This is a genomic window from Dyella agri (assembly GCF_044904705.1).
GTDB lineage: Bacteria > Pseudomonadota > Gammaproteobacteria > Xanthomonadales > Rhodanobacteraceae > Rhodanobacter_A > Rhodanobacter_A agri.
On record NZ_JADIKL010000011.1, the window covers coordinates 54,716 to 79,786 of the forward strand.

24 protein-coding genes and 1 riboswitch are annotated in these 25,071 nt (G+C 68.2%); of the genes, 11 read left to right on the forward strand and 13 right to left on the reverse strand.

Features of this window, described 5'->3' with window-relative positions; all coding sequences use genetic code 11:
* Nucleotides 1-10 precede the first annotated feature (10 nt).
* Nucleotides 11-1,795: a TadG family pilus assembly protein gene (locus ISP14_RS16275; protein ID WP_404541823.1), complete on the forward strand. Its 1,785-nt coding sequence runs from the start codon at nt 11-13 to the stop codon at nt 1,793-1,795.
* Nucleotides 1,796-1,905: 110 nt separating this feature from the next.
* Nucleotides 1,906-2,667 (forward strand): DUF2968 domain-containing protein, encoded by a 762-nt coding sequence (locus ISP14_RS16280; protein WP_404541825.1) that lies wholly within the window; start codon nt 1,906-1,908, stop codon nt 2,665-2,667.
* 182 nt (nt 2,668-2,849) lie between these two features.
* Here the strand turns inward: ISP14_RS16280 and ISP14_RS16285 are convergent, their stop codons facing one another.
* Together ISP14_RS16285 and dinB are read right to left on the reverse strand one after the other, a co-directional pair.
* On the reverse strand, nt 2,850-3,131 hold the full coding sequence (locus tag ISP14_RS16285; protein ID WP_404541827.1) for a hypothetical protein: 282 nt from the start codon (nt 3,129-3,131) through the stop codon (nt 2,850-2,852).
* A gap of 117 nt (nt 3,132-3,248) precedes the next feature.
* Nucleotides 3,249-4,343: a DNA polymerase IV gene (dinB, locus tag ISP14_RS16290; protein ID WP_404541830.1), complete on the reverse strand. Its 1,095-nt coding sequence runs from the start codon at nt 4,341-4,343 to the stop codon at nt 3,249-3,251.
* A gap of 154 nt (nt 4,344-4,497) precedes the next feature.
* Between dinB and ISP14_RS16295 the strand changes: the two genes are divergently transcribed.
* On the forward strand, nt 4,498-4,977 hold the full coding sequence (locus ISP14_RS16295) for a YybH family protein (RefSeq protein WP_404541833.1): 480 nt from the start codon (nt 4,498-4,500) through the stop codon (nt 4,975-4,977).
* A 21-nt stretch (nt 4,978-4,998) separates the two neighbouring features.
* Here ISP14_RS16295 and ISP14_RS16300 read toward each other — a convergent pair whose 3' ends face one another.
* Both ISP14_RS16300 and ISP14_RS16305 read right to left on the reverse strand, forming a co-directional pair.
* Nucleotides 4,999-5,349, reverse strand: coding sequence for a gamma-glutamylcyclotransferase family protein (locus ISP14_RS16300; protein WP_404541836.1), 351 nt, complete (start codon nt 5,347-5,349; stop codon nt 4,999-5,001).
* Nucleotides 5,349-6,254 carry an ATP-grasp domain-containing protein gene (locus ISP14_RS16305; RefSeq protein ID WP_404541838.1) on the reverse strand — a complete coding sequence of 302 codons (906 nt, stop codon included), beginning with the start codon at nt 6,252-6,254 and terminating at the stop codon, nt 5,349-5,351. The genes ISP14_RS16300 and ISP14_RS16305 overlap by 1 nt, the downstream gene beginning before the upstream one ends.
* Nucleotides 6,255-6,273: 19 nt before the next feature.
* Nucleotides 6,274-6,351, reverse strand: a riboswitch (S-adenosyl-L-homocysteine riboswitch).
* Between the two features lie 144 nt (nt 6,352-6,495).
* Between ISP14_RS16305 and ISP14_RS16310 the strand changes: the two genes are divergently transcribed.
* The gene (locus tag ISP14_RS16310; protein WP_404541841.1) at nt 6,496-7,245 is read left to right on the forward strand and encodes a COG4280 domain-containing protein; all 750 of its coding nucleotides are present in this window, start codon (nt 6,496-6,498) and stop codon (nt 7,243-7,245) included.
* Nucleotides 7,245-7,451 (forward strand): hypothetical protein, encoded by a 207-nt coding sequence (locus ISP14_RS16315; RefSeq protein WP_404541843.1) that lies wholly within the window; start codon nt 7,245-7,247, stop codon nt 7,449-7,451. Before ISP14_RS16310 ends, ISP14_RS16315 begins: the two co-directional genes overlap by 1 nt.
* A 21-nt stretch (nt 7,452-7,472) precedes the next feature.
* Here ISP14_RS16315 and ISP14_RS16320 read toward each other — a convergent pair whose 3' ends face one another.
* Nucleotides 7,473-7,802: a hypothetical protein gene (locus ISP14_RS16320; protein ID WP_404541844.1), complete on the reverse strand. Its 330-nt coding sequence runs from the start codon at nt 7,800-7,802 to the stop codon at nt 7,473-7,475.
* Nucleotides 7,803-7,914: 112 nt separating this feature from the next.
* Between ISP14_RS16320 and ISP14_RS16325 the strand changes: the two genes are divergently transcribed.
* Complete coding sequence (locus ISP14_RS16325; protein ID WP_404541845.1) at nt 7,915-9,246, forward strand: APC family permease; 1,332 nt, start codon at nt 7,915-7,917, stop codon at nt 9,244-9,246.
* A gap of 58 nt (nt 9,247-9,304) precedes the next feature.
* A complete protein-coding gene (locus tag ISP14_RS16330; protein ID WP_404541846.1) occupies nt 9,305-11,434 on the forward strand; it encodes a beta-agarase in 2,130 nt (709 codons plus the stop codon).
* Here ISP14_RS16330 and ISP14_RS16335 read toward each other — a convergent pair.
* On the reverse strand, nt 11,355-12,575 hold the full coding sequence (locus ISP14_RS16335) for a YbfB/YjiJ family MFS transporter (protein ID WP_404541848.1): 1,221 nt from the start codon (nt 12,573-12,575) through the stop codon (nt 11,355-11,357). The genes ISP14_RS16330 and ISP14_RS16335 overlap by 80 nt on opposite strands.
* A 96-nt stretch (nt 12,576-12,671) precedes the next feature.
* On the opposite strand from ISP14_RS16335, the gene ISP14_RS16340 reads away from it, so the two are divergent.
* The 3 genes from ISP14_RS16340 to ligB all read left to right on the forward strand — a co-directional run bounded on the left by ISP14_RS16340 (nt 12,672) and on the right by ligB (nt 16,154).
* The gene (locus ISP14_RS16340; RefSeq protein WP_404541849.1) at nt 12,672-13,595 is read left to right on the forward strand and encodes a LysR family transcriptional regulator; all 924 of its coding nucleotides are present in this window, start codon (nt 12,672-12,674) and stop codon (nt 13,593-13,595) included.
* Between the two features lie 3 nt (nt 13,596-13,598).
* Nucleotides 13,599-14,375, forward strand: coding sequence for an NRDE family protein (locus ISP14_RS16345; RefSeq protein WP_404541852.1), 777 nt, complete (start codon nt 13,599-13,601; stop codon nt 14,373-14,375).
* A gap of 96 nt (nt 14,376-14,471) precedes the next feature.
* Nucleotides 14,472-16,154, forward strand: a complete 1,683-nt coding sequence (ligB, locus tag ISP14_RS16350) for an NAD-dependent DNA ligase LigB (protein ID WP_404541854.1) — start codon at nt 14,472-14,474, stop codon at nt 16,152-16,154.
* A gap of 9 nt (nt 16,155-16,163) precedes the next feature.
* Here the strand turns inward: ligB and ISP14_RS16355 are convergent, their stop codons facing one another.
* The 7 genes from ISP14_RS16355 to dinG form a co-directional block, all read right to left on the reverse strand.
* The gene (locus ISP14_RS16355) at nt 16,164-16,568 is read right to left on the reverse strand and encodes a YchJ family protein (protein ID WP_404541856.1); all 405 of its coding nucleotides are present in this window, start codon (nt 16,566-16,568) and stop codon (nt 16,164-16,166) included.
* Between the two features lie 37 nt (nt 16,569-16,605).
* Nucleotides 16,606-17,205, reverse strand: coding sequence for a DUF938 domain-containing protein (locus tag ISP14_RS16360; protein ID WP_404541859.1), 600 nt, complete (start codon nt 17,203-17,205; stop codon nt 16,606-16,608).
* Nucleotides 17,206-17,207: 2 nt separating this feature from the next.
* Nucleotides 17,208-18,269: an STAS-like domain-containing protein gene (locus ISP14_RS16365; RefSeq protein WP_404541861.1), complete on the reverse strand. Its 1,062-nt coding sequence runs from the start codon at nt 18,267-18,269 to the stop codon at nt 17,208-17,210.
* A gap of 67 nt (nt 18,270-18,336) precedes the next feature.
* Nucleotides 18,337-18,534 (reverse strand): hypothetical protein, encoded by a 198-nt coding sequence (locus ISP14_RS16370; RefSeq protein WP_192107352.1) that lies wholly within the window; start codon nt 18,532-18,534, stop codon nt 18,337-18,339.
* A 105-nt stretch (nt 18,535-18,639) separates the two neighbouring features.
* Nucleotides 18,640-19,218, reverse strand: coding sequence for an NnrU family protein (locus tag ISP14_RS16375; RefSeq protein WP_404541863.1), 579 nt, complete (start codon nt 19,216-19,218; stop codon nt 18,640-18,642).
* 74 nt (nt 19,219-19,292) lie between these two features.
* A complete protein-coding gene (locus ISP14_RS16380) occupies nt 19,293-19,847 on the reverse strand; it encodes a HutD/Ves family protein (RefSeq protein WP_404541865.1) in 555 nt (184 codons plus the stop codon).
* 3 nt (nt 19,848-19,850) lie between these two features.
* Nucleotides 19,851-21,962, reverse strand: coding sequence for an ATP-dependent DNA helicase DinG (gene dinG, locus ISP14_RS16385; RefSeq protein ID WP_404541867.1), 2,112 nt, complete (start codon nt 21,960-21,962; stop codon nt 19,851-19,853).
* Nucleotides 21,963-22,072: 110 nt separating this feature from the next.
* On the opposite strand from dinG, the gene ISP14_RS16390 reads away from it, so the two are divergent.
* On the forward strand, nt 22,073-25,033 hold the full coding sequence (locus ISP14_RS16390; RefSeq protein ID WP_404541869.1) for a bifunctional diguanylate cyclase/phosphodiesterase: 2,961 nt from the start codon (nt 22,073-22,075) through the stop codon (nt 25,031-25,033).
* Nucleotides 25,034-25,071 lie beyond the last annotated feature (38 nt).

The window sequence follows — 25,071 nt, forward strand, 5'->3', positions numbered from 1 at the left end:
GGCCAGGGGGATGCTCCATAGTTGCCCGGGTACGGCGAATGCGTCGACGCACCACCTGTCCGCGCGCCAGCAAGGCTCGATGGTGGTGGCCATGCTGCTGTTGCTGCTCGGCCTGGTCAGCATCCTGGGCGCGGTCGAGGTGGGTTACCTGTACTGGGCCAAGCGCGATTCCCAGAAAGCTGCCGACCTCGCCGCGCTGGCCGGTGCCCAGCGCCTTTCGACCTGCAGTGCCGACAATACGGACAACGCGGCGGCGCGCGGCAATGCCGCCACCGACAATCAGTTCGGCGGCACGCTGGCGATCCAGTGCGGACACTGGGACCCCACGAAAGCCGGCGACGATCCTGCCCATCCCGATCAGCATTTCGTAGCCGGCGCCGGCCCGGCGAATGCGGTACGGGTTGCGGCCACGATGCCGCTGGTGCCGATCTTCGGCATCACCAACTACAACGGCACAGGTTCCACGGCCGTCGCTGCAAATGCCGATCCCATCGCCGCCTTCTCGGTGGGTTCGCAGCTGGCCGGAATCAATGCCTCCAGTCCCTTGAATCAGGTGCTCACCAGTGCGCTGGGTACCCAGCTGGGTCTGAGCCTGCTGAGTTACCAGGGCATCGCGAACGCGGATATTTCGCTGCTCGACCTGGTCCAGCAACTGCCGATCAGCGCCGGCACCGTCAACGGCGTGCTGAATGCGCCGATCACCGTCGGCGACTTCCTCAACGCCTACGTGAGCGCCTTGTCGCGCAGTCCGCAGGCAGCCAACATCGACCTGACATTCGTGCAGCAGCAGGTGGCGACCATCGCGGCGCAAATGGGCAACGTGCCCATCGACCTCGGCACGATACTCAACGTCGATGCCAACACGATCGACCCGACGGCTGCACTGAACACCAACGTCAATGCGCTGGACATATTGAACGCCACGCTGCTGGCTGCCGACAGCCGGAACGCGGTAGCGCTGCCTGCCGCCACCGTCAGCTTGCCGGGAGTGGCACAGGTCGGCGTGCAACTGAGTGTCGTGGAGCCGCCGCAGATCGCCGTCGGCGGTGTGGGTGCGACGGCGCATACAGCGCAGATCCGGCTGGCGCTCAGCGTGTCCGTTCCGAGCAATCCGCTGACCGGGAACGAGTCGCTGGCGCAGGTGCCGCTTTACCTGGAGGTGGCGCCGACGGACGCCACCATCACCGCTATCCAGTGCGGTGTGCAGGGAAGCAACGGATCGATGGCGAACGAAGTGACCATCAAGACTTCGCCCGGGTTGTTGAATGCTTTTCTTGGCAGCCTGCCGCAAGGGGCCATCGGGAACACCAGCCAGTCATGGTCCTTGATCGTTGCCACCGGAAAGCCGGCGCCGCTGGTCAACGTCAACCTGCTGGGATTGCCCGTAGCGACGTTGAACGCCTCCTCCAGCGTCTCGCTGACGGCCATCCCGGCGTGGACGCATACCTTCAGCGTCGATCCCACCGTGCCGATGACGCAGCAATCCGGCATGACCTGGCCGCCGCCAACGACCAGCCAGCCGCCTGAACTCGGCAACGTCATCAGCAGCCTGCTGACGTCGAGCAACCTGCAAACCAGCACGACCGTGCTGGGCGGTTTGGGTGGACTCAATCTCGGGCCGTTGCTGTCCGGGCTGACCGGCGTCCTGCAGCCGGTGCTGCAACCGCTGTTTTCCACCCTGGATACCGCGCTGGTCAGTCCGTTGCTGCAGGTGCTCGGCGTCCAGTTGGGCACGGCCGAAGTGAACCTGCGCGCGGTGCAGTGCAACGCCGCCGGCCCGCAGCTGGTGTACTGATCGTGCCTTCCACGCTCCGACACTTGACCCGCGGTGGCGCGGCCTTAGACTTCGTCGGATCGGGTATTCGATGGGTCGCCCGGGACGCAGACCATCATGGGGAGCAGGGGATGAATCGAGCGATTCGCAGTGCGTGCGCGCGGCGGGTGTTGGCTGCGCTTATCACGCTGGCCTTGACCGGCTGCTCGGCAACAGTGCTGGCTACTCAGCCCAAGCCTGTGCCTGCCTCGACCCCCACCCCGACGGCACAGGTGGTCGCCGCCCAGCAGGCAGCCCCGGGCAGCACCGTGGCCTACCTGCAGCAGCTGATGGACAGCCATCAGCTGACCGAGCTGCGCACCACTTACAACGGTACCTATGGCGCCAGCCTGTTGTTCCAGGCCGATACGCTCACCTATTTCGCGGTGTTGTTCCACGACAAGGCGATCTGGCGCGTGATCAAGACCGAGTCGGACAAGAGCGCCGAGGGTCTCTACCGCTCCTTTGCCGAGCAGACCGAACAGCTGGCCCAGGCCGACATCGATGCGTTGCGCCTGCAGGCCGGCAAGACCTATGCCGCGAAAATGGTCGCGGCCAACCAGCAGCGCCTGCAGGCCTTGCAGGAAGACATCTCGCATCAGCAGCAGCAGGCCAAGCAGGTGGCCTTGCAGCAGGAGCAGGCGCGCCAACAGGCAGTGACGCTGAGCAGCGACCTGCGCTCGACCAGCAGCGAGCTGAGTGCGATCGAACAGCGCATCCAGCAGCTGAAGGCGCAGCAGGACAATCCCGAGCTGCGCTTGCCGGCGGCGGCTGCAAGCACCGCCCCGGTAGCCGGCACGCCGGACGCCGCGCCCGCTGGCAGCACCGTCGATGCGAGCGCCAGCTCGCACTGATCGCGTGCTGCAAGGCCTGTCAGTCGGTCAGGTGCCTGCGAGCAGGTTGCGCCACGCCAGGTAGCAGCCGGCATCGACGAAGCGGCGGCTGTGTTGTGGCGACGTCGGGAAAGGCGCGCCCCGGAATGCAAACAGGGCCGGATCACCTGATCCGGCCCTGTTGCGCGTGAAGCACAGGAAGCTCAGTGCTGATGATGGGTCTTGGCGTGGCCCTTGGCCCCGTGCTTGCCCTTGTTCTTGCTGTTGGCGACCGGACTGACGGCCTTGCCGACATGGGTGTCGTCCATCTTTGCCATGTGCGCGGTACCAGACACCGCATCGCCATGTGCATCGTGGTTCATGGGCATGGACGATTGGCCGGGCGGGGTGTGGCCGCCGCCGTTGTGCTGCGGGGCAGCCAGGGCGTACGAGGCTGGCAGCGCGAAAGCGGTGGCGATCAGGACGGCGGTGATGGTTTTGGTCATGACGTAACCTCGGATTGGCAGGCCATGTGACGCATGGTGCCATCACCATAGGACGGCATCCGGTCGGCAGGATGAATGGCGGATGTTCGCAAAAACATGCGCACCCGTAGAGGTGTGTCAGACGGCCTCGAACAAATCGCGCTGCGCCACGTAGCTGTCAGCATCGACGAAGCCCGACATGCCCACGCCGACGAGGCGGTAGCGGCTGTCGGCGGGGCGCTCCACCCGTGCACGCAGGGCGCAGGCCAGTTCAGCGAGTTCCGATGCCGAGCCCGGCCGCTGCGCGGGCGTGAGGCTGCGTGTGAGGGTGTGAAAGTCGGCGGTCTTGAGTTTCAGCACCACGGTGCGGGCGATGCGGCCATCCTGCGCCTCGCGCTGGTGCGCGGCCCAGGTCTTTTCGGCGAGGCGGCGGATGTGCGGCTCCAGTTCTTCCAGCGTGAGGTCGTGCTCGAAGGTGTCCTCGGCCGACACCTGCAAAGTGAGACGGTCAGGCGTCACCGGGTGTTCGTCGATGCCCAGCGACAGCTCGTGCAGGCGGCGGCCCCAGCGGCCGAAGCGTTGCTCCAGTTCCCCGGCCGCGAAGTTGCGCAAGTCGCCCACGCTGGCCAGGCCCAGCGCGGCCAGCTTGCCTTCCATCACCTTGCCCACGCCGGGCAGGCGGCCGATCGGCAGCGGCGCGAGGAAATCCAGCACCTCGTGGGGGCGCACCACGAACAGGCCGTCGGGCTTGCGGAAGTCCGAGGCGATCTTGGCGAGGAACTTGTTGGGCGCCACGCCGGCCGAAGCAGTGAGCTGCGTTTCCGCGCGGATCGCCGCGCGGATCGCCTCGGCGGTAGCCGTGGCCGAGGGCAGGCCGGTCTTCGTCGTGGTGACGTCGAGATAGGCCTCGTCCAGCGACAGCGGTTCGATCAGCTCGGTATGCCGCGCGAAGATCGCCTGTACTTGCCGCGACACTGCCTTGTAGCGCGTGAAATCCGGCGGCACGAAGATCGCCTGCGGGCACAGGCGTTCCGCGCGCACCGCCGGCATCGCCGAGCGCACGCCGAACTTGCGCGCCTCGTAGCTGGCCGCACACACCACCGAACGCGCGCCCTTCCACGCCACCACCACCGGCTTGCCGCGAAGCGTGGGGTCGTCGCGCTGCTCCACCGACGCGTAGAACGCGTCCATGTCGACGTGGAGGATTTTGCGGGGTGGCGTGGGCACAGGCATGGAAGGTAGGGACGTGCCGCGATTCTAGGGCGCAGCTTTGGCGGCGTCAGCGCAGAAGGCCGAATCTCGCCGTCTGGCATCTTGCTGGCTTGTCCGTCATCCCGGGTTATACGCTGGCTTTCGTGATGGTCCACCACCTTTGCGGAGATGTGGCATGCAGACGCAAGGCATACGCTTGATCCTCGCGCTGGGGTGTGTTGCGTTCGCTGCTGCCGCATGCGGGCATGACACGACGGGTCGGAGCGCGAGCGCCGGCGCCATGCAAGGAATCGCCGAACTGCATCAAGGAGACGTCGCGGCCACCCTCAGCCAGGATCCCGATGCCTTGGTTGCGCTGTGGACGAAGGACGGCGTGTTGCTGGGAGAGGGCGATCGCCCGGTCGTCGGCCAGGCAGCGTTGCGTGCCGCCTATGCGCAGGGAGGTTGGAAGGTGTTGAAGTACGCTCCGCATATCCAGGATGTCGCCGTCGAGGGTGATTCAGCCGTGGAGTGGGGTCGTTTCGAGGTGGATTTCCAGACGGCCGGCCAGCCGCGGACGGTCGAGCTGCATGGGCGCTTTCTGCGGGCCATGAGGAGGCAATCGGACGGAAGGTGGAGGTTCACCAGGATCATGTGGCAGAAGGACCCGCCATAGCTGCAAATGCAGCGCGCGCGGTCATTCCGCGCGTACGTACATCCATGCCTGCAAGCCGGAGGCGAGCGTGACGGCCACGCGCCGGTAATCGTCGACCTCGTAGGCGTCCGCCTGCGCCAGTTCCTGTGGCGTCAGGCGGAACACCATGCCGCGCACGCGATCCGCCGCGTCGTCGCTGCGGATCGCGATGGGATGGTGCGCGGCGCCGCTGGTGGCCACGACTTGTGCATCGCGGATCGCCAGCTGTTCGAGGCGATAGCCGGGCAGCTCGTCGGGTAAGCCGTCGAGCCGCCGGCCGAAGGTGGCGAGCTGCACCGCTGCGTCCTGCAGGGTGCCGTAGGAGAACAGACGCTCGCTCGCGGCGCTATCCATCAGGCGTTTTCCGTCCTGTGTCCTGCCTTCGAGGTCTGCAGCGATTCCAGCCGCGCGGCAATGACGCGGGCGTTGCGCTCGGCGGCATCGGGTCGCCCGGCAAGAAACAGGAAGGGCTCGATCAGCTCCAATTCCATAAGCAGGAATTGCCCATCCACGACCACGCCGTCCACCCGTGCGTATTCGGCGTCGCCGTTGCCCAGCGTCGCGCAGGTCGCCAGGGCGTGCCTGGCGGCGGCGAGCGTGGCTGCGTCGGGTTCGATGGCGTCGGTGCGTCCGCCGAATTGGCTCTGCACGCGATAGTCGCCTGCGGCGGGACGCTTGATGACGGCATGGCTGAACTTGCCGCCGAAGAACAGCAGCGACCATTCGCCGTCTTCGACGATGGCCGGCACGAAGGGCTGCAGCAGGTATTCGCCTGGCGGCAGCTCCGAGGCGGCACGGTCGAACGCGGGATCGCCCACCGTACCGCGTACCGTGCGCCAGGCGCCGCCACTGACGCACGGCTTGACCACGACGTCGCGACCTGGGGATGCGGCAAGCGCCTCGTGCAGGACAGCGCGCGAGACGAGCTGGGTGGGAATGGTCGGTACGCCGAGCGCTTCCAGCTGCAGCAGGTAGCGCTTGTCACTGTTCCAGCGCATCAGCGCGACGGGGTTGATGGCTGGCACGCCGGCGTGTTCAAGCTGGCGCAGCCATGCAAGGAATGCGTCGTAGTGTTCGAAGTAATCCCAGATGGTGCGTATCAGCACGGCATCGAAACGCGTCCAGTCGATAGCGGGATCGTTCCACACGCAAGCCTGCGGCTGGATATCGAGTGCCGCAAGCGAAGCCGCCAGGTGGGCGTCGTCGGGGTGGATGGTCGGGTAGGCTGCCGAAGTGGCGATGGCAAGCTGGACAGGCATGGGTAACTCTCCAAAGATCATGGAAAGGGCGCCCTTGCCGGGGTTATCGCGAGCCAAGCGTGGCGGATCGTGATCCGTCGCAGCACCCCTTGGCCCGGACGGCACGCGGAGGAACTCCGGCGCGCCAAACGTGCGCAGTTTCCTCGCGGCCCCGTGGCGTGTCAATTTGCCAGTGCGGCATCGCCATGCACAGAAGGCGTATGCTCGCCCGGTCCGCTTGCCTGCATGAAGGCCCCGTTACGTGCTGATCCAATGGACCCATCTCGCACCGTCGATGCTGGCCTCCTTTCTCGCCTCGCTGGTGGAGTGCGTGGAAGCCTTGACCGTGGTGCTGGCGGTGGGCGTGGTGCGAGGCTGGCGTAGCGCGTTGGCGGGCTGCGCGACGGGATTGCTGGCGTTGCTGTTGCTGGTTCTGCTGCTCGGCCACGCGCTTGCGCGCGTCCCGTTGCACGGCTTCCAGTTGGTGGTCGGCGCCCTGCTGCTGCTGTTCGGCATGCGTTGGCTGCGCAAGGCGGTGTTGCGCGCAGCGGGCGTGCTCGCCTTGCATGACGAGGATGCGATCTACCGGCGCGAGATGCAGGCGCTTGGTGGGCAGGGCAACGCGCGCCTTGGCCTGGATAAGCTCGCGTTCCTGGTGGCCTTCAAGAGCACCGTGCTCGAGGGCGTCGAGGTGGTCTTCATCGTGCTTGCCATCGGTGCCGGCCGGGCCGAGTTGTTGTGGCCGGCCAGCCTGGGCGCGCTGGCTGCGCTGCTGGTGGTGGCGGCCTTGGGCGTGGTGCTGCACCGGCCGCTCGCGCGGGTGCCGGAGAACACGTTGAAGTTCGCGGTGGGCGTGCTGCTGTGCGCGTTCGGCACGTTCTGGGCGGGCGAGGGCATGGGCTACGCGTGGCCGGGCGAGGATCGCGCCATCCCGGCGCTGGCGTGCGCCTTTCTCGCGGTGGCGATGCTGTGCGTGGCGTGGTGCCGGCGCACGACACGGGAGGCCGCCTGATGAGCGGGCTGCGCAAGTTGCTGGCCGAACTCTGGGGTCTGTTCGTCGACGACGGCCGCTATGCGTTCGCCATCGTGGCGTGGCTGCTGCTGGCATGGTTGGCCCTGCCGCTAATGGGTTTCGATGGCGGCTGGAACGCGCTTGTCTTCGCGACGGGTCTGCTCGCGATCCTGGTTGAAAGCGTGTTGCACCGTGCGCGGCGTTGAGTCCTGAGCCGTGCGCGAGCGCTAACCGGCGTCGTCCCAGAACACTTCGACCGCGTCGCGGTTCATGAAGCCCCATACCGGCGTACCCAGCCGTACCAGACCTGTGCGAATGCGATGGGTGGTTTCGTCGTAGGCCGAGATGCGATAGATCAGCTGGTACCTCGAAGTGGTGAACCACATCGACAACGGCACGGACAGCCAGACGGCATTGGATTTCGCCTGCAGGATGCGCAGCTTGTTGGCGCCGGCCCAGTCCTGCAGCAAGGCCTTGGCGTTCTGGTAGTGGCGCCAGCTCAGCCAGATCGCCGCGGCGATCAGCAGCAGAAACAGCAACGGTGTGGTTTTGGTCATCGCGCCCCCGAGAATTCCCCGCGCGCAGCGTGAGCCGTGCCCGGCGGCGGCGCAAGCCACCCCTGCCGACGGGGACTGGTCGAACCCCCGTTCGCCATGCCAAGGTTGCCGGATGACGACTGAAACCAGCTCCCCCGCCTACCTGCGCCGCCTTGGCGTATGGGACGGCGCGATGATCGTGATCGGCGGCGTGATCGGCGCCGGCATCTTCCGCACGCCGGCTACGGTGGCCGAGCGCACGGCATCCGGCTTGCCGCTGCTGGCGTTGTGGGTGCTGGGCGGCCTGCTCACGCTCACCGGCGTGCTGTGCTACGCGGAGCTCGGTTCGCGGCGTCCGCATGCGGGTGGCATCTACCTGTACTTGCGCGAAGCCTTCGGCACGCTGCCAGCCTTCCTGTTCGGCTGGACGATGGCGCTGATCAACTACCCCGGCAGCGTGGCCGCAGTGGCCACTACTTTCGCCGACTATTTCTGCCAGGCGGTAGGCCTGCCGCTGCTGTGGGTGAAGTCGGTCGGCGTGGCGGCGATCATATTCATCGTGGGAGTGAACCTGTTCGGCATCCGCGCCGGCGCGTTGATGCAGAACATCTTCGCGGTGCTGAAGCTGGCGGCGATCGCGCTGCTGGTGGCGGTGGGGCTGGCCCTGGCGCACGGCCATCTGGGCGGCGTGCTGGCGGTCGACACCACGCATCACGTGTCCAGCGGCGCCTTCGTGGGCGCGCTGCTGCCGGTGCTGTTCACCTACGGCGGCTTCCACTACCTCAACGATCTCGCCGGCGAGGTGCGCGATCCGCAGCGCACGCTGCCGCGCGCCCTGCTGCTCGGCATGCTTGGCGTGGTACTGGCCTACGTGCTGGCCAACGTGGCCTACCTCACCGGCCTGGGTCACGCGGGGCTGGCCGCTAGCCAGGCGCCGGCGGCCGACCTGATGCGCCGCCTGTTCGGCGAGGCGGGCGCGAAGGTGATGGCGATCGGTATCGCCTGTTCCACCTTCGGCTATTGCAGCATCGCCATCGCCGGCGGCGCGCGCGTGCTGCAGACCATGGGCGCGGACGGCATGCTGTTCCGCGCAGTGGGCTACATCGATCCACGCACGCGTGCACCGCAGGTAGCCTTGGCGCTGCTGGGCGCGTGGACGGTGGTGCTGATGCTGTGGGGCAACTTCGGCCAGTTGGTGGACTACACCACGGTGGGCGAGTGGCTGGGCCATGCGTTCGGCATCGGCACGCTGTTCTGGTACCGCTGGAAGTTCGTGGACGAACCGGCGCCGTACCGCGTGCCACTGTTCCCGCTGATGCCGCTGGTGTTCGTGGTGACCGTGCTGGGCGTGATCGTCGCCACGGCGATTTCCTCGCCCCACGATGCCGGCATGAGCTTGCTGATCATCGCACTGGGCGCGCCGGTGTACTGGCTATGGCAACGCTGGCAGCAGCGCACGGCTTGATTGCGCTTCAGCTGCGGCGACGCATACTCGGAACCCTCCGGGGCACCACCGACGCGTCATGAAACGAGCCTGGCTGTTTACTGTCGCCATGTTGTTCGCCGCCCGATCCGCGGCGACGGACGTGGTCAACCTGGCCGCCCCGGTGGCGTCGGTGCGCATGGGCATGCAACAGGTGACGCGGGCGGCGACCACGGAGACCGCGCAAGACGGCGTGGCGCAACGGCGCTACACCTTCCAGCCCGCCGCACAACCGCAGATCGCGGTGACGCCTGTGCAAGGCAGCTGGAGCTGGCAAGGGCAGGGCGAGCTGCGCCTGCGTGTGCAGGACGCGATGCCATGGGCGGTGACGCTCGTGGTCGACATCGACGGAGCGGATGCGAAGTCGCACCTGCACGCGGTGGTGGGTCTGCCCGCCGGTCCCGCGCAGACCCTGGTGGTTCCGCTGCATGCCACCTCGCCGCTGGCCTTCGGCATGCAGGCCGGGCCGCCCATGCCATTCGACGACCAGGGCCGGCGCCTGCTGGTGGCTACCACGGTGGAGGGCACGCTGGATCTCTCCGTGGTGCGCGCCGTGCGGCTTTCCATGCCCGCACCGCAGGCAGCGCAATCCGTGTTCTTCGGCAAGCTCGACGTGGTCGCGGGCGAAACCGCACTGCATCGCGCCTATGCTGGCGTCGTCGACCGCTACGGCCAATACACGCGCGCTCGTTGGCCCGAGAAGATCGCCGACGATGCCGCGTTGCGCGTCGCCGCGCAGCAGGCGCCCCCTGCTGCGCCGACCGCCGGTGAAGATGGCTACGGCGGTCGTCTGGATGTCCGTCTGCAGAAGACCGGCTGGTTCCACACGCAGAAATCCGGCAATCGCTGGTGGCTGGTCACGCCGGAGGGTCATGCCTTCTTCTCGCTGGGCGTGAATGCGGTGGCGGCGGACGGCGGACGCAGCTATGTGCAGGGTCGCGAGTTCATGTTCACCGGCCTGCCGCCGGACGGCAGCGCGTGGGCCCCATTCTGGGGCACGGGCGACAACCGCAATGCGCAGCAGGGCGCCGGCGCAGACCGTTGCTGCGACCATGGCCGGTGGTTCGATTTCTACGCAGCGAATCTCTATCGCGTGGACGGCCGGGACTGGGTGGCCACCTGGCGCACACGCACGCTGGCGCGCCTCAAGGGCTGGGGCTTCAACACGCTCGGCAACTGGAGCGATCCCGCACTGGGCGTGATGCGCCGGTTGCCCTATACGCGCTCGGTGAACGTCGAAGGCGTGTTCGGCAACGTCGCCACCGGTTACGACTGGTGGGGGCGCATGCCCGACCCGTTCGACCCGCGCTTCGCGCAGGCGGCGGATGCAGCGGCAATGAAGGCCACGCAGGGTGTGCGCGACGACTCCTGGCTGCTCGGCTATTTCGCCGACAACGAACTAGCCTGGGCCGCGCCCGAACCGCAGGGGCGATGGGCGCTGGCGATCGGCACGCTGCATGGCGAGGCGCGCAGCGATGCGAAGCAGGCTTTCATCGCCGAGCTGAAAAAGAAATACGGCACGCCGGACAGGCTCGCGGCGGCATGGGGCATTTCATTGCCCGCGTGGGATGCCTTGCAGGCCACCAACTTCCAGGCACCTGAGCCGGGTGAAACGCATCCTGCCATCGCCGCGGACTACAGCGCCTGGTTGCGCCGCTACGCCGACCAGTATTTCCATGTAGTGTCGCAGGCGATCCATCGTCACGACCCGCATCACCTGTTCCTTGGCGGCCGCTTCGCCGCCAGTACGCCCGAGGCCATCGCCGCCTGCGCCGAGTATTGCGATGTGGCGAGTTTCAACGTGTACGCCGACGTGCCAGGGCATGGCTTCGACGCCGCGGCGATGCATAAATTCGGCAAGCCGGTGTTGATCACCGAGTTCCATTTCGGCTCCGACGATCGCGGGCCGTTCGGCAAGGGCGTAGTGAGCGTGTGGGATGAAGCGCAGCGCGGCAAGGCCTACGGAACGTTCGTCGCGGCCGCCGCGGCCAACCCCGATATCGTGGGCGCGCACTGGTTCGACTACGTGGACCAGCCCGTCACCGGCCGCCTGCTCGACGGCGAGAATTCGCACATCGGTCTGGTCGGCATCACCGACATTCCGTTCGCGGGCTTCGTGGAGACGGTGCGCAAGGCGAACCTGGAAGTGCGGCACGCGGCGTTGCCCTGAGCGCGCCGCCATGGCGTAGCCGCGACAGCGCGATCGCCAGTGCCAACACGGATGCCAGCGCGGCCAGTTCCAGCGGCGCAGCGAAGCCGTGATGGCGTGCAGCCAGCGTGGCGGCCACCGGCGGGCCGACGATCTGGCCGATGCCGAACGCGACGGTCAGCGCGCCGATCAGGCGGGTGGGATCGCGTGGTGCCAGTCGCGCCGCCTCACGCATGGCGAACATCACCACCGGCGTGATCGCCGCGCCTTCCAGTACGGTGCCCAGCGCCAGTCCGGCGCGGCTGGGCCAGTACAGGCACAGCGCGGTGCCCAGCAGCATCGACAGGCAACAACCGGCCAAGCCGGCGTAGTTGCTGCGCACAGGCAATGCGCCCAGCAGCAAGGTGGCAAGCACCGTGGCCACGCCGTACAGCGGCCAGAACCATTCGCGCAGCGCTGGCAGGTGCAGCTGGGCGTCGGCGATCAGCGGCAGGAAGGTGGCGGGAATCACGTAGCCGAAACCGAACAGGCCATAGATCGCCACCAGCGGCCAGGTCGGGGCGGCGTCGCGGGAACCACCTTTCGCCACGGCTGCGACAGCGGGAGCAGCAGGTGCGTCCAGCGCCCGCCAGATCACCGCGATCATCGCGGCGCTGGCCACGCCGAACGCCAGCCACCAGCGCGCCGAATCCAGTCCCGCGTCGTGCAGCGCAGCCACCAGCGTGCCGCTGGCGATGATGCCGACGCCAGGGCCGCTGTACAGCACCGCCTCAAGACCCAGCCTGCCGTGCAGGCGCAGATGCGCGCTGCACCAGGCAATGCCGTGCACCATCAGCATCGCGGCCGCCACGCCGGCTACGAAACGGCACAGCAGCCACAACGGCAGCGATGGCGCCAGGCCCATGCCCAGGGTGCCCAGGGCCACCAGCACCAGGCCGACACGCAGGCTGGCGCGCTGCGGCAGCGCCAGCGCGGTGCACAGCAGTGCGCCCAGCAGGTAACCGATGTTGTTGATCGAGGCCAGCCAGCCGCCACCGACCAGGCTCAAGCCGGCATCGACCTGCATCAGCGGCAACAGCGGGGTGAGCAGGAAACGGCCGATGCCCAGCGCAAGGGCCAGTACGGTCATGCCGGCAAGGGAAAGCGGAACAGGAGATCGCATGAGGATGCTCCGGCACAGGGGATGCAACCATGCTAGGTGCGGCGTATCATCGTATAAAGCGAATAATTGCGAATGAATCCATCGAGAAAATCGAACATGGACCTGCGCGCGCTCGAAACTTTCCAGGCGGTGGTGGCTGCCGGCGGCATCGGCCGCGCGGCGACCAAGTTGCATCGTGCCCAGTCCAGCATCACCAGCCGCATCCACCAGCTGGAAACCTCGCTGGGCGTGCAACTGTTCCATCGCGAAGGCCAGCGCCTGCGCCTCACCGCGCCGGGCGAGGAACTGGTGGATTACGCGCGGCGCATGCTGGAGCTGGCCGAGCAGGCGCGCGTGGCCGTGCGCAGCGGCGAGACCGGCGGCGCGCTGCGGCTCGGTTCGATGGAGAGCGTGGCGGCGAGCCGCCTGCCGTATCCGCTGGCGGCGTTTCACCGCGCGCACCCGCAGATCTGGGTGAACCTGCACACCGCTTCCTCGCGCGGCCTGGTGGCCGATGTGCAAGGCGGCGCGCTGGATGCAGCCATCGTGGGCGAGCAGGTGGACGCCGAGCGCTTCCGCAGCGTGCCGTTATACGTGGAGGAGCTGGTGCTGATCGGCGCGCGCGACAGCGCGATGCTGGTGGAGCCGAAGCAACTGGTCGACGGCTCCGTGCTGGTCTACCACAGCCAGGGCTGCATTTACCGTCGACGGCTGGTGGATTGGCTGGATGCGCAGCGCATCGTGCCGGCGCGCGTGCTGGAGTTCGCCTCCTACCACGGCATTTTCGCCGCGGCCGCAGCTGGCGTGGGCTTGGGGCTGGTGCCGCGCTCGGTGCTGGAGACCTACCCGCAGCGCGACGCGCTTTCTGTCCGCGAAATGCCCGCGCGACTGGCACGCGTCCAGACCGCGCTGGTGATGCTGCGCACCACCCATCTGCCTGCACTGACCCGCCTGGAGGAGTGCCTGCGCAAGGATGCCGTGGCTGCACGCGGCAAGGCGATATCGCGCCCACGCCGCAGCGCAGCGCGAAAGGAGGCATGAGCGATGTGCCTGATCGCCTTCGCCTGGCAGACTCATCCGCGCTGGCGGCTCGTGCTGGCGGGCAACCGCGACGAGTTTCATGCGCGGCCCAGCGCACCGCTGGCACGCTGGAACGAGCTGCCCATCGTCGGTGGCCGTGATCTCGAAGCCGGTGGCACCTGGCTGGGCGTCACCGATGCGGGCCGCTGCTGCGTGGTCACCAACGTGCGCGACCCGCGCGATCCGCAACTCGGTGCCTCGCGCGGCCTGCTCGCTACCGATTATCTCGCCGGCACGGCCGATGCCACGGTGCATGCACAGCAGCTGCTCGCGCAGGCGGCCGGCTACCGGCCGTTCAACCTGCTCACCTTCGATGCGAAGGCCGCGTTCTATCTCGGCAACCGGCCCGAGCCGCGTGCGCAGGCGGTGACGCCCGGCGTGCATGGCCTGTCGAATGCCGACTTCAACACGCCCTGGCCAAAGACGCGCACGCTGATGGCGCGCCTCGGCGCGTGGATCGAGAGGGGCGACGCGGACGACTTCGCGCCGCTGTTCACGGCGCTGGCCGACGAACGGCAGGCGCCGGATGCGGATCTGCCCGACACCGGCATCGGACTGGAACGCGAACGCTGGCTGTCCGCCGCCTTCATTCGCGGCGAGCGCTACGGCACGCGCGCAAGCACTGTAGTGGCCATTGCCCACGATGGGCACGGCGTGATCGTCGAGCGCGGCTTCGGTCCCGAGGGGCGTTTCCTTGGCGAAAGCCGGCTGGACTTTGGCCCGCCGGCCGCCACGGGCTGACGCTCTGCGCCTACGCGCGGCCGCGCACGAGGCTGCCTGATCCCGCGGGGCGGCACGGTTAGCGTCGTCGAGGTCATCCCGGATATGGATCGTCGCATGCGCACGGCTCGACTCCTGCTGCTGTGGTTTGTCTTGCCGGCTGGTGCCGCCCATGCGGCCGATTGTCCGGACTGGCCGCCCGGACGTGCGCAGCAGGAGCTCGCCGCGCTGCATGAGCGGCTCGACGGCTGGAACCACGCTTATCGGGTCGATGGCCGTTCACCGGTGAGCGACGCCGTTTACGACCAGGCCGAACAGCGGCTCGCGGCATGGAGCCGGTGCTTCCCTGCGCAGACACCCGCACCGCTGGCGCACCTGGCCGATGCCGGTGGCCGCCTGCGTTCGCCGGTGGCACAAACCGGACTGGCCAAACTGGCGGATGCTGCCGCGGTCGAGGCGTGGATGCGCGCACGCGGCAACCGCGATTTGTGGGTGCAGCCCAAGGCGGATGGCGTGGCGGTGACGCTGCTCTACGAGCACGGCCGTCTGCGGCAAGCTGTCAGTCGTGGCGACGGCCTGCACGGTTCGGACTGGACCGCGCTGGCACAGGCCATCGCCGCGATTCCCAAGCATCTGCCGAACGCGCCGGCGCGCGTGGTGCTGCAAGGTGAGCTGGTGTGGCACTTGCCCGGCCACGTGCAGGCCGACGATGGCGGCGTCAATGCGCGTTCGGCGGTGGCCGGCGCACTCGCACGCAATACGCTGGATGCCGCCACCGCCGCGAAGATCGGTCTGTTCGTGTGGGATTGGCCCAGCGGTCCGACTGACATGCCGGCGCGACTGGCCGGACTCGTGGCGATGGGTTTTGCCGACAGCGCCGCACTGGCCCGGCCGGTGGCGAACCTCGACGGGGTGAAGCGGTGGCGTGAGCAGTGGTACCGCCACGCGCTGCCGTTCGCTGCCGATGGCACGGTGCTGCGCCAAGGCCACCGGCCGGCGGCCGACACGTGGCAGGCGCTGCCGCCGGCCTGGGCCGTGGCCTGGAAATATCCCGCCGCCACCGCGTTGGCCGAGGTGCGCGCGGTGAACTTCACCATAGGCCGCAGCGGGCGCATCACGCCGGTGCTTGAGCTGGTGCCGGTGCAGTTGGACGACCATCGTGTGCAGCGGGTCAGCGCGGGTTCGTTCAAGCGCTGGCGGACGCTCGATATCCGCCCGGGCGATCAGGTGGAGGTGGCGCTGGCGGGGCTGACCATCCCGCGCCTGCAATCGGTGGCCTGGCGTGCAGAACAGCGTGCTGCGGTGGATGCGCCCGATCCGGCGCGCTATGGCCCGCTGAGTTGCTGGCGATACACGCCAGACTGCGAACAGCAGTTCCAGGCGCGGCTGGCCTGGTTGGGCGGCAAACAGGGGCTGCGGCTGCCGGGCGTCGGTACGGGAACCTGGCAAGCCTTGGCGGATGCCGGCCTGGTTCGTGGTCTGCTGGACTGGATGGCGCTGACGCCCGGGCAGCTCGCCACGGTGCCGGGTCTGGGGGCGGGCCGGGCCGCTGCGCTTGCGCAGACCTTTGCCGGTGCGCGTGGGCGGCCATTGTGCGATTGGCTGCACGCGTTGGGCGCACCGGACGATGCGGCGGGTGCGGGCGAGGACTGGGCTACGCTTGCCGCGCAGGGCGAAGATGGTTGGCGTGCGCGCGGCGCCAGTGCGGCGCATGCCCGGCAACTGGCCGCCTTCTTTGCCCATCCCGCGTTGCAAGCCATGGCCGCCCGCCTGCGCGCGGCTGGCGTGCAAGGCTTCTGAGCGTCGCGTTCAGCTCGTCAGTTCACCGTCGACGTAATACCAGCGGCCCGCCTCGCGCACGAAGCGGCTGATCTCGTGCTGGCGTTGCGCGCGTCCGCCGCCGAGGCGGTAGCGGGCCACGAATTCCACCACGGCGTGATCGTCGTCGATGCGTTGCTCGCCGCGCACTTCCAAGCCCAGCCAGGTCGGTGCGGGCTGCTGCGCGGTCAGCCGCAGCGAAGCGGGGCGGGTGTCGGCGTGCCAGCTGGCCAGCAGGTAATCCTCGCGCTTGAGCACATAGGCACTGTAGCGCGAGCGCATCAGCTGCTCGGCGCTGGTTGCCGTCGTGGTGCCGTCATGCAGCGGGCCGCAGCAGGTGGCGTAACCGGCGGCATTGCCGCAGGGGCAGGGGGTGAGCGTGTCGATCGCCTTCATCTCGCCTTTGTACCCGCTTCGGCGGCGATGTGCAGGTTCAACCTGGGTTGCGCTGCCAGACGCGGCAGCGGTTGTTCGCCGGCATAGCCACGTCGTCGACCAAGGCGAAGCCCGCCGCCGCAGCCAGTGCGTCGACGGCCTCGGCATCGCGGATACCCATGTGCGCGCCGCGTGCCTTCAGCCACTGGTCGAAGGCGGCATTGCTGTCGCTGGTGTAGCGACCGCCGTAGTTGAACGGGCCGTAGATCACCAGCCGTGCGTCATCGGTCGCGATCGCTGGCAACTGCGCGAACAGCTGTTCCACCTCGTGCCAGGCCATGATGTGCAGGGTATTTGCGCTGAACGCTGCGTCGAACGGACCGCGCGGCCACGGTCCGCCGACATCGAGTTCCAGCGGTAGTGGCGTATTCGGCAGCGCCGCCTCGTCCAGCCATGCGCGGATGCCCGGCAGGTTCTCTGCGCGGTCTGAGCATTGCCAGTCCAGCCAGGTCAGCGCCGCAGCGAAATACACGGCGTGCTGGCCGGTGCCGCTGCCGATCTCCAGCACCCGCCGCCGGTCGGCGAAGTGCCTTTGCAGCACCTCGAGGATCGGTTCGCGGTTGCGTTCGCAGGCGGGGGCGTGGGGTTTGTCGGCCATGTTCAGGGCGGCGGCAACTGTCTGCTTTCCTCGGCGCGGGCGACTTCGGCGCGGCGGATCATCTGCTGCACCGCCGGTACGGCGTGCATTGGAACGAGCACGACATCGGGATGATCGTGCGCGAAAACGCGGAAGACTTCGTCCGCAAAGGCCTGACCGATGCTGGTCACCGCATCGAAATCCAGCACCACAGTGCGGAACCGTTCCACCCGCTGCATCAGGCGCTTGGCCTGCGATCGCGAAACCAGGTTCTCGTCGCCGACCTTGGCTAGCCTGACCGGCACCACCGTCTTGGCGAAGGTGTAGTCGTCCGGGCCGCTGGAGTACTCGTCGAAAACCTCCTTGGCCGTCCTGGCGGTATCGGTCCCGATTTCCATCAGCACCGTGGTGCCCTGGCGTGTCCGGTACGCGCCGGTGTCGTGGAGCAGGTCGTCGTCCTGCCCGTCGTCATGGTCGAAGACCAGGTCGCCGGAGGCGATCTGGAAGCGGTCGAACATGCGGGAAGTGAAAAACACACCCTCGCCGGAATGGCGCCGCGGATCGGTGGTCAGTTTCCCCTTGGAAAGCTCGAGCAAAGCCAGGCGCTCGTCGGGGAGATCCAGCGCGCGGGTGATCTTGCGGAAGATGCCGACGCCATCGTCCGCGACCCGCATCGCTACCTGGTGGACACTGCGGTCGACATGGACCGTGAGGCGTTTCCCTTCGGAATGGTCGATGGCGTTGTTCACCATCTCGGTCAGGCCGTGGTGGCAGATCTCGATGATGTTCGCAGGCAGGTCGGCCAACAGAGGGGCGACGTCGTTCGACCACACGCGGTCCTCGGCCAAGCCATGGAGCGCATGCTGGAAGTCCGCCCGCCGGGATGTTCCGGGGCGATAGGTCGGACGTGTCGTGCCGATCTTGGCGAGGTAGCCGTCCCCGATCAGCGCGCGTGCGCGTGTGGCAACGGCGGCGCGGCTCAGTCCAAGATTTCCCGCAACGATCCGGACGAGATCATCGGGATGCTTCTGCACCAGGCGCAGCAAGGCTGCATCGATTTCCGCTGAACGGCTGGGGCGGGCCATGCCGGCACTGTAAAGCAACCAGTGCCCATTGGAAAGTTATTCTTTCCGATTGTAAAGTTTCCAGCCCTCAGGCCGGGCGGCCGCGCAGGACGCGTGCGGGCAGCATCAGCAGTGCGCCGAGGAAGGCGAACACCGCACCCACGGTGATGCCGACCAGCCGCAGCGGCAGGCAGATCAGCCACACGATGGGATAGAGCACCAGCGCCAGCAGCGCGAGCGGCCAGCAGAACACCAGCAGCAACAGCCAGAGCAGGAAGGCGGCCATGGCACGACCTCGGTGGGGGCGGATGGCGGCACTGTAGCGCGATCCGTGGTGCCTGCGCAGATGGCTTTCGGCACCCCGGGACACCAGGTGACGAAAGCCGCCCGGCTACATCACCGGCTTCACGCCGATCAGCAGCGCGTGCAGCCAGAACGCGAAGACCGCCCAGACCACTACGCCGGCTACCACGGTGATGACCGTGCCCTTGGCGGTGCCGGGTGGATAGACCGTGCCCTCGCGGCGGTCGCGTCGGCGCGAGGCAGCGAACAGCACCACGGCCCACAGCAGGAAGGCGCCGAACAACACCACGTCGTGCAGCATGCCGGTGGCAAGCAAGTGGCCGAACGCCCAGGTCTTCACCGCCAGCACCTGCGGATGATGCAGGCGCGCCTTGATGCCGTTGCGCGGCACCCGCGCCGCGGCGAGCAGCACGAAGGCCACCAGGGTGAACAGCGCATTGAGCCGCATCAGCCCTGGCAGCGGCACGTACAGCAGTACCGGGTGGTGCCGGGCCAGCACGAAGCCCCAGCAGATCAGCACGAGGCCGGCGACGGCCAGCAGCGAGTACAGGCCCTTCCACTTGTTCTCGCCGAGTCGGGCGATCTGCCGCTTGCGCCAGTCGTCGGCGAAGATGCGCAGCGAATGCACGCCGAGAAACAGCACGAGACCGAGGATCAGCACGAACATCGCGGAACTCCGGAGGGGGCGACGGACCGAAGTATAGGCGACCGCGTGACGTCTTCGAGACAGCGCCAGGGATTTCAGGCAACGGTTTCGACGCGCACCGCCAGCGCCAGCGCATCGGCATGCAGGACGAGCGCCCCGCCGGCCGATGGCCGCCATGCATCGCCAGCCTGCAGGCTGCCGTCGGCACCGTCGATGCGGCCGTGCACGCAATACACCAGCACGATGGCGGCATCGGCTTGCCGCGTACCGGCCGTGCGCCACACTTCGATGTGGCCGCGCGCGCGGCCACGGCGCAGCATCAGGTTGAAGTCGCGGCTGAGGCCGCCGGCCAGCGCCACGTCCACGCCGGCCTCGCCGGGAAACGCGAACGGCGCGCACGGCACGGTCAGCGCGTGGACGCGGCCATCGTCCAGCGTCATCGTGAAACCTTCGCCGTCGAGCAGGGCGATCACGCGGTCGATGCCCGGGAACGCGGAAAACGGTGCGGCGCTCTCCACCTCAGCGACGCTCACCCGCCACAGGAAATCGTCCATGCCGGCGCCGGGCGGATGGACGGCTAGTTCACGGGTGCGGCCGAGGCCGTTCTTCCACGGTCTGGCCGGGCAATCGGCGAGACGAAGGATGCTCATGGATTACCTCTCGATCACTCGCCGGAACGGCGGCAACGCGCGCAGCATCCCGGCGCCGTAGCGCTTGGTGACCACGCGACGATCCAGCAGCACGATGCGGCCGCTGTCGCTCTCGTTGCGGATCAGGCGGCCGCAGTACTGGGTGAGCAGGCGGGTGGCTTCGGGGATGCTCACTTCGATGAAGGGATTGCGTCCACGCGATTCCAGCCATTCCGCATAAGTGGCGCCCACCGGGTCGGTGGGCACGGCGAACGGCAGCTGGGTGATCACCACGGTCTCGCATAGCTTGCCTGGCAAGTCCAGGCCTTCGCCGAACGAGGCCAGCCCGAACAGCGTGCTGCCCTTGCCAGCTTCCACGTCGGCGACGTGCTCGGCGATCAGTTGCGTCTTGCCCAGCGAACCCTGTGCGCGCACCTTGCGTACCTTGTCGATCGGCAGCTTCTGCAGCACGCGGTCGAGCTTGGCGCGCGAGGTGAACAGCACCAGGTTGCCGGCGTTCCAGTCCAGGTACCCGGCCAGCCAGTCGCTGATCGCCTGGGCGTGTTCTTCGCGCGCGTCGGGCAGCGCGGCCATCGCCGGCACTTCCAGTTGCGCCTGCGCGGCGAGGTCGAACGGCGAGGGCAGGCTCAGCGTCGCCGCATCGTCGGGCAGGCCCACCGCGTCGGCATAGCCGCGGAAGTTGCCGCCGGCGCTCAACGTGGCGGAGGTGAGCACCACGCCGCTGGCATTGCCCCACAGCACGTTGCGCAGCAGGCCCGAGGCGGATACCGCCGAAGCGTGGCAGACCAGTTGCTGGTCGCTGCCCAGGGTAACCCAGCGCGCCAGCGGCGGCGCCTGCGCGGGATCTTCGGTAGACCAGGCCTGCCAGCAGGCTGCCTGCTTGCCGATGCGCTCCAGCGCAATGCCCAGTTCACGCGAGAGGGCTTCCTGGGTGGGGCCGCCGTCGGTCATCTCCACTACCGCGCGACGCACCGCGGCCAGCCAGCGTTGTACCTCGCCGGCCTGCAGGCTGAGCAGGCGTGCATGCTCCACCCAGGCCTCGGGCAGGCAGCCCAGCGAGCCGCGGTACATCGGTTCGGCCTCGGCGGGATCAGGCAGCCAGCCAAGGCGGATCTCTTTTTCCAGCGCTTCCAGCGCGTCGCCGAGTTCCTGCAGCTTGGCGTCGCCGGCATCCAGCGAGAGCTTGCCGAGGTTTTCCTTGTCGGTGAGCGAATAGGCCGCGTGCACCTGCCGCCCGAGCCGGCTCAGCTGGCGTACCGTGGCGGCCAGGTGCACGTCGGCGGCGCCACGGTCGATCGCCTTGCCCGGGATGTGGTGGGCCTCGTCGAATATGTACAGCGTCTCGTCCGGGCGCGGCAGGATCACACCGCCCCAGGCCGGATCGGGGCCGCCATCGCCTTCGCCCGGCATGGTGAGGTCGGCCAGCACCAGGTCCTGGTTGGCCACGATGATCTCTGCGTCGTCCACCGCGCGGCGCGCGGCGTAGAACGGGCAGATCATGAACTGGCCGCACTTGCGGTTGGTGCAGCCGCCGGCGCTGGTGGTGAGCATCGGGCGCAGCAGATCGCTCACCGGCTCGGGCGCGCTGTCCATGTCGCCATTCCACTGGTTCGCGTCGAACGCCTGCGCGAGTTTGGCCAAGGCCTGCTTGTCGCGTTCGGCGGGTGGTTTGCTCCACAACGCGAGGTCGGCGTCGAAGCCGAAACTCGACTGCGCCGAGCCGGCGAGGCTGTTGCGTGCCATCGCAAGATTCCGCGGGCACAGGTAGCGACCGCGACCCTTCGCCAGCGCCACCTTCGCCGCGTGGCCGGAAAGCTGCAGGTACAGCGGGATGTCGCGTTCCACCAGCTGCTCCTGCAGCGCCACCGTGGCGGTGGCGATCAGCAGCTTCTTTTTCTGCGCGCGCGCCACTTCGTGGCCGGCGATCAGGTAGGCCATCGATTTGCCGGTGCCGGTAGGCGCCTCGATGGCGGCAACGCCGCCGTCGCTGGCCAGGGCTTTCGCCACCTCGGCGATCATCTTTCCTTGCGAGGCGCGTGGGCGGAAGCCCGGCAAGCCGTCCTTCAGACGCGTGTAGGCGGCGCGGATAGCGTCCTTGGTGGTGTCGGCGAGCATGCATGCATCCGGATCGAGCCGCTCATTCTAGCGGCTGGGCTGCCTCCGGGCGGATGCTGGGCGCAGCCGCGGCGGCGCGCTACCATCGGTCAGGGGGAGTCATCGGCGCCATGAACCAGCTTCGCAGGCCGCATGTCACGATTCCGGGGGAGGCCGACCAGCTGGCGTGGCTGGAGCGGCTTATCCGCGCGCCTACACCACAGGCGGTGGGCGAGTTGGTGGTGGAGCTGGCGCGGGCTTGCCCAGCTTGCGGCGCCGCCCGCTTGCTGTGGCTGGAGCGGGGCGAATGCCGCTCCACGAACGGAAAACCGGACACCCATGCCAGCGCGTGGGTGCTGGCGATGCTGCGCGGCGAGGCGGGTGCATCGACATCCGCCGAAGGCGAATGCGCGATCCGGCTGATGCCGGAGGTGCCGGCCGTGCTGCTGGTGCGGGAGGACGCGGCTGCCGGCCCGGCGCTGGCTGTTGCGCTGGAGCCGGGTCTGGCGCTGGCCGGACAGCAGTTGCAGCAGTTGCTGGCCTTGGCCGAGCTGCACGATTCGCATCGCCAGCTTGAGCGCTCGGAAAACCTGCAACGTGCCTTGTTCGCGATTTCCGACCTGGCGGGCACCGATCTCGACATGCCCGAACTGCTGCGCGGCATCCACGGCATCGTCGATACCTTGATGTACGCGGAAAACTTTTACATCGTGCGGCACGATCCCGAGCGCGGCACGATGCGGTTTCTGTACTACGCCGACACGGTGGATGCGCAAGGTCCCGATGTCAGCCGCGACCAGCCGCTGGAAGCGCGGCGTGGCTCGCTCACCTGGCATCTGCTGACCCACGGGCGCCCGCTGATGGGCAGCGCCGAGCAACTGGCCGCGCAGATCGGCGAACCGCTGGAAGTGGTCGGCCCGGACAGCGTGGACTGGCTGGGCGTGCCGATGCTGCGAGAGGGGCGCGTGCATGGTGCGCTCGTGGTGCAGAGCTATCGCCACGGCATCGGCTATTCCGACGAGGATCGCGCGGTGTTGGGGTTCGTCGCCGAGCACGTGCTCGCCGCGCTGGAGCGCAAGCAGAGCAAAGACGAGCTGGAGCGCCGCGTATTGCGGCGCACCCGCGAGCTGGCCGCCGCCAACCGCGAACTGCAGCAAGAGGTGCTGGAGCGCCAGCGTGCGGAACGCCTGCAGTCGGTGCTGTTCCGGCTGGCCGAACTGGGCACCGCCGATCTGGACGAGGAGGCGTTCTACCGGCACGTGCATGCCGAGGTGGGCAGCCTGCTGGATGCGTCGAATTTCTACATCGCCCTGTTGGACGAGCGTCGGCAGCGGCTGGATTTCCCGTATTACGTGGACGCCGGCGTGCAAAGCACGTTCAGCATGCCGCTGGAGCGCAGTATCACGGCGTACGTGCTGCGTACCGGCCGGCCGTGGCTGGGCAGCCGGCGCGAGCTGGACGCCATGGCCGAGGCAGGCGAAGTGGTGCCTCGCTATATCGGCGCGCCATCCACATGCTGGCTGGGCGTGCCGCTGCGCACGGGCGATACGGTGATCGGCGTGGTCGCCGTGCAGGGTTACGGTGACGAAATGCGCTTCGGCATCGCCGACCAGGAGCTGCTGGGTTTCGCCGCGCTGCAGATCGCCAACAGCATTCATCGCCGCCGTGCCGCCGCCGCGCTGCTGCAGGCCAACCTGCAGCTGGAGCACCGGGTCGAGGAGCGCACCCGCGAATTGCGCGAACAGATCGCCGAGCGCGAGCTGGTGCAGCGGCGGCTGCGCCACGAGGTGATGCATGACCCGCTTACCGGCCTGCCCAATCGCGGCTTCCTGCGCGAGCGGTTGAGCGAACGGCTGGCGCGGCAACAACTGGACGCGCCCTGCGCCCTGCTGTACCTGGACGTGGACCGCTTCAAGGTGATCAACGACAGCCTCGGCCACCTGGCCGGCGATGCCTTCCTGCAGGCAACCGCCGGCCGCCTGCAGGCCTGCGTATGCGCGCCGGACGTGGTGGCGCGGCTGGCCGGCGACGAATTCGCGATCCTGCTGGATGCCGTCACCGAGCCGGCCGTCGCCGAGCGCATGGCGCAAGGCGTGCTGAAGGCGCTGCACCGGCCATTATCGATAGGCGGACGCGAGCTGGAGCCGTCCGCCAGCGTGGGCATCGCGATCGGCGACGACCGCCACACGCGCGCCGACGCGCTGCTGCGCGATGCCGACATCGCGCTGTACCGCGCCAAGCAGCTGGGGCGCGGGCGCTACGTGTTGTTCGACGAGACCTTGGCCAGGAACGCGGTGGACGAGCTGGCGCTGGAGGGCGAGCTGCGCCATGCCTTGCTGCATGGCGAGTTCGTGCCGCACTACCAGCCGATTTTCCGGCTGGACAGCGGCGAGGTGGTCGGCCACGAGGCGCTGCTGCGTTGGAACCATCCGCGACGGGGTGTGCTGCTTCCGGACGATTTCGTGCGCATCGCGCAGGACTGCGGCCAGCTCGAGGCGATCGACTGGCAGCTGTTCGGGCAGGTCTGCAAGCGCATGGCGCAGCCGGGCGCCGGCACCGGTTTCGTGACGATCAATGTTTCGCCGCAGCACCTGCGCCACGCGGATTTCGACCGGCGGCTGCTGCAACTGCTGGAGCGCAGCGGGCTGGCGCCCACGCGGTTGCTGATCGAGTTGACCGAAGGGGCGCTGCTGGACGATCCGGTGCTCGTGCGCGCCACGCTGGAGCGCCTGCGCGCTGCGGGGGTGCAGACGGCGCTGGACGATTTCGGCACCGGCTACTCGTCGCTGAGCTACCTGCACTCGCTGCCGCTGGGCAAGCTGAAGATCGACCAGGTGTTCGTGCGCGAGCTGGATCCTGCCGCCGCCGCCGGCGCCAACACCGTGGTGGCGGCCATCCTCGCGCTGGCCCGCGCACTGGGTATCGGCGTGATCGCCGAGGGCATCGAGACCGACGCCCAGCGCGACGCGCTGCTGGCGATGGGCTGCGAATTCGGGCAGGGCTTTCTGCTCGGGCACCCGGGCATGTCGCCGTACGGCCCCGACGACGACGCGGCCGCGCAGGACGGCAGGTCCGGTCCGGGCGCGCCCTGATGCTGCCTGGGCACGCCCGTCGACCGATGGGCGCGGCG

Excerpts from the sequence above, each read along its gene's own strand:
- ISP14_RS16275 (WP_404541823.1), top strand. The coding sequence starts at position 11 with ATGCTCCATAGTTGCCCGGGTACGGCGAATGCGTCGACGCACCACCTG.
- dinG (WP_404541867.1), bottom strand. The coding sequence starts at position 21,962 with ATGCTCGCCGACACCACCAAGGACGCTATCCGCGCCGCCTACACGCGT.
- ISP14_RS16325 (WP_404541845.1), top strand. The coding sequence starts at position 7,915 with ATGACGACTGAAACCAGCTCCCCCGCCTACCTGCGCCGCCTTGGCGTA.
- ISP14_RS16360 (WP_404541859.1), bottom strand. The coding sequence starts at position 17,205 with ATGGCCGACAAACCCCACGCCCCCGCCTGCGAACGCAACCGCGAACCG.
- ISP14_RS16365 (WP_404541861.1), bottom strand. The coding sequence starts at position 18,269 with ATGGCCCGCCCCAGCCGTTCAGCGGAAATCGATGCAGCCTTGCTGCGC.
- ISP14_RS16315 (WP_404541843.1), top strand. The coding sequence starts at position 7,245 with ATGAGCGGGCTGCGCAAGTTGCTGGCCGAACTCTGGGGTCTGTTCGTC.
- ISP14_RS16390 (WP_404541869.1), top strand. The coding sequence starts at position 22,073 with ATGAACCAGCTTCGCAGGCCGCATGTCACGATTCCGGGGGAGGCCGAC.
- ISP14_RS16375 (WP_404541863.1), bottom strand. The coding sequence starts at position 19,218 with ATGTTCGTGCTGATCCTCGGTCTCGTGCTGTTTCTCGGCGTGCATTCG.
- ISP14_RS16280 (WP_404541825.1), top strand. The coding sequence starts at position 1,906 with ATGAATCGAGCGATTCGCAGTGCGTGCGCGCGGCGGGTGTTGGCTGCG.
- ISP14_RS16380 (WP_404541865.1), bottom strand. The coding sequence starts at position 19,847 with ATGAGCATCCTTCGTCTCGCCGATTGCCCGGCCAGACCGTGGAAGAAC.
- ligB (WP_404541854.1), top strand. The coding sequence starts at position 14,472 with ATGCGCACGGCTCGACTCCTGCTGCTGTGGTTTGTCTTGCCGGCTGGT.
- ISP14_RS16340 (WP_404541849.1), top strand. The coding sequence starts at position 12,672 with ATGGACCTGCGCGCGCTCGAAACTTTCCAGGCGGTGGTGGCTGCCGGC.
- ISP14_RS16305 (WP_404541838.1), bottom strand. The coding sequence starts at position 6,254 with ATGCCTGTCCAGCTTGCCATCGCCACTTCGGCAGCCTACCCGACCATC.
- ISP14_RS16285 (WP_404541827.1), bottom strand. The coding sequence starts at position 3,131 with ATGACCAAAACCATCACCGCCGTCCTGATCGCCACCGCTTTCGCGCTG.
- ISP14_RS16330 (WP_404541846.1), top strand. The coding sequence starts at position 9,305 with ATGAAACGAGCCTGGCTGTTTACTGTCGCCATGTTGTTCGCCGCCCGA.
- ISP14_RS16300 (WP_404541836.1), bottom strand. The coding sequence starts at position 5,349 with ATGGATAGCGCCGCGAGCGAGCGTCTGTTCTCCTACGGCACCCTGCAG.
- ISP14_RS16370 (WP_192107352.1), bottom strand. The coding sequence starts at position 18,534 with ATGGCCGCCTTCCTGCTCTGGCTGTTGCTGCTGGTGTTCTGCTGGCCG.
- ISP14_RS16320 (WP_404541844.1), bottom strand. The coding sequence starts at position 7,802 with ATGACCAAAACCACACCGTTGCTGTTTCTGCTGCTGATCGCCGCGGCG.
- ISP14_RS16335 (WP_404541848.1), bottom strand. The coding sequence starts at position 12,575 with ATGCGATCTCCTGTTCCGCTTTCCCTTGCCGGCATGACCGTACTGGCC.
- ISP14_RS16295 (WP_404541833.1), top strand. The coding sequence starts at position 4,498 with ATGCAGACGCAAGGCATACGCTTGATCCTCGCGCTGGGGTGTGTTGCG.
- dinB (WP_404541830.1), bottom strand. The coding sequence starts at position 4,343 with ATGCCTGTGCCCACGCCACCCCGCAAAATCCTCCACGTCGACATGGAC.
- ISP14_RS16345 (WP_404541852.1), top strand. The coding sequence starts at position 13,599 with ATGTGCCTGATCGCCTTCGCCTGGCAGACTCATCCGCGCTGGCGGCTC.
- ISP14_RS16355 (WP_404541856.1), bottom strand. The coding sequence starts at position 16,568 with ATGAAGGCGATCGACACGCTCACCCCCTGCCCCTGCGGCAATGCCGCC.